Raw genomic sequence first — 5,295 nt, 5'->3', positions numbered from 1 at the left:
TATAACTACTCGACCGATGTGATCCAGGGGCACCTCCTGAAGACCCGCGCGAAAGAGAGTTGGGTCCTGTACAACCGCCTGACCGACGAGAACGGCACCGGCAGCGCGGTCGCGGATTTCCCCAACGGCGGCCTCGTCGTTGTCGTCGGCAACGTCATGCACAAGGGACCCCGGGCGCAGAACACCCGCGTCATCGCGTACGGCATGGAAGGCATCAAGCACGAGCGCAACGCCCTCTACGTGGTCAACAATACCCTGGTGTATCAGAACCATCGGCCGACCTCGTGCTTCGTCCGCGTTGAAAAGACCCCCGAAGGCTTCCGCCCGGTCATCGTCAACAACGTTTGCGTCGGCGCTATCCCGCTCTCGAACAGCGACCACATCGAGGCCGCCGGCAACCTGCTCCTCAGGTCGGTCGCCGAGGCGGGTTTCGTGGACCCCGCCGGCTACGACTACCACCTCAAGGCCGGATCGCCGTGCATCGATAAGGCCGCCCCGCTCGGCAAGGTCGACGGCTTGGACCTCAAGCCGAAGTTCCAGTACGTCCATCCGGCAAAGGCCGAGCCGCGGCCGGTCGTGGGGTTGCTCGACGTGGGGGCGCTGGAATATGCACCGCCCGGCACGCTCGCCCCGTCTTCCCCGCTCGCCCTGAGCATGGTCGAAGGGCCTGCTCCCGGCGCGCCGGGATTGGGGTTGGGGCCGGGACGTTGACCCGCCCGTTCCGCACTCCGCAACCTCCCCGCGGCCAAAAAATAATTGTTATTTCTCACGGTTCTCTCATCGTCACGCCGGTAATGTCGGCAGAGAAGGCGATGACCCACACTCGGGCGGTCCGGGAGGGCTCGCCGGGAAACTTGTGACAAAGGAGATTGCCATGCGATTGAAACTCGGTCTGCTGACGTTGGCTATCGCCATCGTCGTGGTCGCGGGGATCGCGGCCGGGATCTGGCTGTGGGCGGACGGCCAGGCGATAGCCGAGACCGGCGCCCAGGGTGCCGCAGTCGAGAAGTCCGATGTGCCCAAGGCGCCCGTTGCCAAAGCGGACGATGACGACGAGGAAGAAGCGGAGGACGGCGATGACGACGACGGAGATGACGAGGAGGAAGGCGACGACGAGGACAAGGAAGACGAAAACGAGGTGACGGTTACCCTCGACCAAGTCCCGGCCCCCGTCAAAAACACCATCCGCGCAGAAGCAGGCGACAACCCCATCAAGGAGATCGAGGCCGAAACCAAGAACGGCCAGACGATCTACGAGGCCGAGTGGGTTGCCGGCGGCAAGGAAGTCGAACTCAAGTTGAGCGCCGACGGGAAAATCATCGAGAAGAAGGTCGAAGACGCCGACGACGATGACGACGAGGAAGAGGAAAGCGATTAGCAGGCCCTGCCGCATCGAGGGAAACACGAAGGGACGTCCGCCATGCGGTGGACGTCCCTTCGCTTGGTCCCGCCCGTGCCGCGGCGCAACCGGTCGCGGGTTTCAGCGGCCGGGCAATGTCACCCGGACCGTGAATCGGCCGCCCGTTAGGTCGGCTGAAACCGTGCCCCCCAGCGCGCGGACCGCACGCTCGACCAGCGACAGACCGAGGCCGCAGTGGACCCCCGTAGCACTTCGAGCCGAGTCGCCGCGCCAGAAACGGTCGAAGACGTGCGCCACCTCCTCCGCCGAGAGCGCGCACCCGGTATTGCTGACGGCCAGTTCGACCGTCTTTCCGGCGGCGCCGCCCGAAATCTCGATCCGGCCTCCCGCTTGCGTGTACTCAGCGGCGTTCGCCAGCAAGTTCGCGAGAACCCTGACAAGGGTGTCCCGGTCGGCAGTGCATTGCAAATCTGCGGGCAGGCGATTCTCAAACAAGATGCCGTCCCCCTGGACCTGCCGCGCGTGCGGCCGCCAGAGGGCATCGACGGCTTCGGCCAGGCGAACCGCCTCCGGGTGGAGCGCCGTCTGCCCGCCTTCCAGCCGCGCGAGCGACAGCAGATTGTCCGCCATCCCCTGGGTCTGCTGTACAATCTCCAGACACTCGCGGAGCGCCTCCTCGTATTCGCCGGACGCGCGGGACCGCGACAGGGCCACTTCCACCGTAGACCGGATCCCCGCCAGGGGCGTCCGGAGTTCATGGGCCACGTCGGCCGTCAGCGTCCGCTCACGCCGAAAGGCCTCCTCCAGGCGTCCCAAGAGTTCGTTGAGCCGTTCCACCACCGGCGCCATCTCGGCCGGCATCCTGTCGGCGGGCAGCCTGGCCGAAAGAGCGTTCTCACGGATCGAGGCGATCCCCCTGGCCAGCGACCCGAGCGGCTTCAGTCCCTGATGAACGACGAGAGCGGCGATCGCCAGCACCAGAAGAACCGTCCCTGCACCCGCCGACGCCAGCAGCCAACGCAGGGACGCCAGTTGCGCATCGAGGTCCGCCGTCTCCCGCGCCGCCACCAAGGTCACTTCTTGGGCAGGAATCGATGGCTTCAAGGTTCGGCGGCCCTCGTTCTCGCCCTCGCCATGCTCCTCGTTTTCATCCTCGTCCTCCACCCTCGGACGGAATACCAGGACAACGGCCCGCCCGGGTCGGCCGTCCGGCAGCGTCACGGCGTGAAAGGACAGGGCGCCCGTCGGCCCTGCCGGGCATTGCATGTCCCGCCGGCCCAGGGACGCTGACCGATCGAGGACCGAGCCGTCCGCGAGCCACATTTCGTAGTACGAAGGCCGGTCCGCCCGATGAAACTCCGGCACCTCCTGGTCGCTGAAATCGACCTCGATCTCCTTCGCGTCCTGCTTGACCGAGGCCGCGATCGCCCGGACCGTTGAGGCCAGCGACCCGTCGAAACTCCCTGTCAGCGCCCGCTCAATGGCCGCGTAAAGCACCACCGCGAAGACCGCCAGCACGAGCACCATCCCGCCGGTCGTCCACCCCAACAGCCGACGCTTCAGCGATCTCGTCATGGCGCCGCTCCCAGCACATAGCCCCGACCCCGCACCGTGTGAATCAGGGGGTGGCGCTTCGGCCGGTCGATCTTCTTTCGCAGGTACCCGATGTAAACGTCGACGACGTTGGAGACGGCCTCGGAGTTGAATTCGTACACGTGCTCCCAGATATCGGTGCGGCTGACCACCTCGCCCGCCCGCATGGCCAGGTACTCCAGCAGGACGTACTCCCGCGGCGTCAGGCGGACCTCCTCCTTGCCGCGCCACACGCGCTGCGTTGCCGTCTCGATCCGAAGATCCCCCACCGCCACCTGCGGGTTCTTCGTGCGGTACGCCCGACGCGCCAACGCCCGCACGCGAGCCAGCAGTTCCTCCAGCGCGAACGGCTTCACAAGGTAGTCGTCGGCCCCCAGGTTCAGCCCGCGCACGCGGTCGGCCACCGTGTCCTTGGCCGTCAGAATGAGCACGTGCGTCGCCCGGCCTTCCGCACGGAGCCGCCTCAACACCGTCAGCCCGTCCATCTTCGGCAGCATGAGGTCCAGGACTACCACGTCATAATCGTTGCCGCCGGCATACCAGAGGCCTTCTTCGCCATCGCCCGTCACGTCGACCGCAAAACCGGCCTCGCGCAGACCCTTGGCAACCGACTTCTGAAGCGGCAGGTAATCTTCCACAAGAAGAAGACGCATCGCCGGCCCCGCCATGTGTTCAGGCGCCGCCGGCGGGATAGCCAAACCTCACGCCGGCAAGAAACATTGTATCCCACGCCAACCCGCAACGCGGCGCCGCTCGGCGGCTCACGGCTTCAGATTCTCCGCCTTCACGAGCACGAAGTCCGCGTCCTTGAGCAGACCCACGCCGGCGGCGTACAACTTGTCCTCCGACCCGCGCTCCAGCGCGCTCGATTCCCGCGTCCGCAGACAGTTCTTGAACTCGCCGGCCGGCACCTTCATTTCGTCCGTCACGCTCACGACTTCCGCCCGGTCCATCGCCACCTTCGGCGCTATCTCCTGGCAGTACTTGTCGCCCACCTTCGGCTCGCCCGGCATCATCAGCCCGAATCTCGCCCCGTTCACTCCCGCCAGCCACGCGCCCCCGTGCCCCGTCACCTTGCCGTCCTTGTACGTGTCCACGTCCTCGCCGAAGTAATACACGTCGCCCGTCGTCTTATCGATGGCGAAATAGTTCCTCGACACCTCGGCCAACTTTCCGTTCTTCGTCTCGCGCTCCTCGACCACCCGCGTCTTCACCCCATCCACGACCTTGGTCTCATCGAGCACCGTGATCGTCAGCGTGTCCTTGCCGTCCTCGAACGTGAGGCGGCAACCCGGCTCCAGGCTGAAATACGGGTTTTTCCCCGCGTCCGCTAGGTTGGCCTTGTCCACCGGGAACGTGTCCCGCCAACCCCCTTCGCCCGCCTTCTCCGTCCCCTCGTCCCTGGCCCGGACCGCCGATCCCGCCAAGGCAAGGACCACGCACGCCATTCCCACCAGGATCCAGTGCATTCGTGACATGGCGAATCTCCTTCGTTCTGCTCGAACTTGCCCGAAACGCCGCCGACGGAGGTTCCGGCCGACGCCTCCGCCTGCCAAGCCAGTGGCGCCCGCCGACAATAAGACGCGCCGGATGAGAAAACCATGAGAAACCGCCGATTCCGCCCCCCTTGGCCCGTAGGGCGGTTGCGGAAGGCGAGTATGCGCCGTGTGCCGCCTCCCCGCCGACTTGTCCGCCGAAGCCCTGAGCCTGTCGCCCCTCGACCACGCTCCCTGTCGAGAGCCTTTGGGTCGAACGAGGGGCGACCCTGAGTGTGTCGAAGGGTCGAAGGGGCGAAGCTTGCCCGCCTTTGGCGGGGAGGGTTACGCGCGTCCGCGGGAAGTTATGCACATAAAGGTATGCACATGGCATGGATGGAAAGAGTGCGAAATAGGGCACCAAAACCGGTAAAAACCGCGCCAAAAACGCGAAAAAAGTCGAAAAAGGCACTAAATCCGCGCTAGCCCATCTTACCAATAGTACCCCGTCCGCCGAAAAATCACCCCGGACGCTAGCGCCAGGGCCAGTGGCCTCCAAAAAATCGCCCAAAATCCACCCCCAAAACCTCCTCCAAAAAGTTATCCACAATCGGCGGTTGACGTAAGTCGCGCTGCCGCAGGCACCCCGCTTGGGCAATCAGGCCGCCCGGGCCTTTTCAATCACCTCGTGGGCCGGTTCGCTCGTCTTTTGGGCGACGCCTTCGTATAATTAGCCGCAGAACCTGTCACAGCCGGGCCTGAGGAAAGGAACCCGATGCGGCGACTCCGTTCCACTCGGACGATGCTTCTCGGCCTGTTCTTGGTCGTCGGCTTCGCCTTGCCGGTGCGCGCCGCGATCACCAAGGG

Annotated in this window: 5 protein-coding genes; 2 read left to right on the top strand and 3 right to left on the bottom strand. The window is 65.3% G+C overall.

The genetic code is table 11. The features are described 5' to 3' along the window. Together NTX40_00765 and NTX40_00760 are read left to right on the top strand one after the other, a co-directional pair. On the top strand, positions 1-711 hold a 711-nt coding region (locus tag NTX40_00765; protein MCX5647625.1), incomplete at its 5' end, for a hypothetical protein. Between the two features lie 163 nt (positions 712-874). Continuing rightward, on the top strand, positions 875-1,378 hold the full coding sequence (locus tag NTX40_00760; protein ID MCX5647624.1) for a hypothetical protein: 504 nt from the start codon (positions 875-877) through the stop codon (positions 1,376-1,378). 102 nt (positions 1,379-1,480) lie between these two features. On the opposite strand, the gene NTX40_00755 is transcribed toward NTX40_00760, so the two are convergent. The 3 genes from NTX40_00755 to NTX40_00745 form a co-directional block, all read right to left on the bottom strand. After that, on the bottom strand, positions 1,481-2,935 hold the full coding sequence (locus NTX40_00755) for an ATP-binding protein (GenBank protein ID MCX5647623.1): 1,455 nt from the start codon (positions 2,933-2,935) through the stop codon (positions 1,481-1,483). Next, a complete protein-coding gene (locus NTX40_00750) occupies positions 2,932-3,606 on the bottom strand; it encodes a response regulator transcription factor (GenBank protein MCX5647622.1) in 675 nt (224 codons plus the stop codon). The genes NTX40_00755 and NTX40_00750 overlap by 4 nt, the downstream gene beginning before the upstream one ends. A gap of 108 nt (positions 3,607-3,714) precedes the next feature. Further along, positions 3,715-4,431: a hypothetical protein gene (locus tag NTX40_00745; GenBank protein ID MCX5647621.1), complete on the bottom strand. Its 717-nt coding sequence runs from the start codon at positions 4,429-4,431 to the stop codon at positions 3,715-3,717. Positions 4,432-5,295 lie beyond the last annotated feature (864 nt).

The organism is Planctomycetota bacterium (assembly GCA_026387035.1).
Classification (GTDB): Bacteria; Planctomycetota; Phycisphaerae; order FEN-1346; family FEN-1346; genus JAPLMM01.
This window is presented reverse-complemented; position numbering and strand designations above follow the sequence as displayed.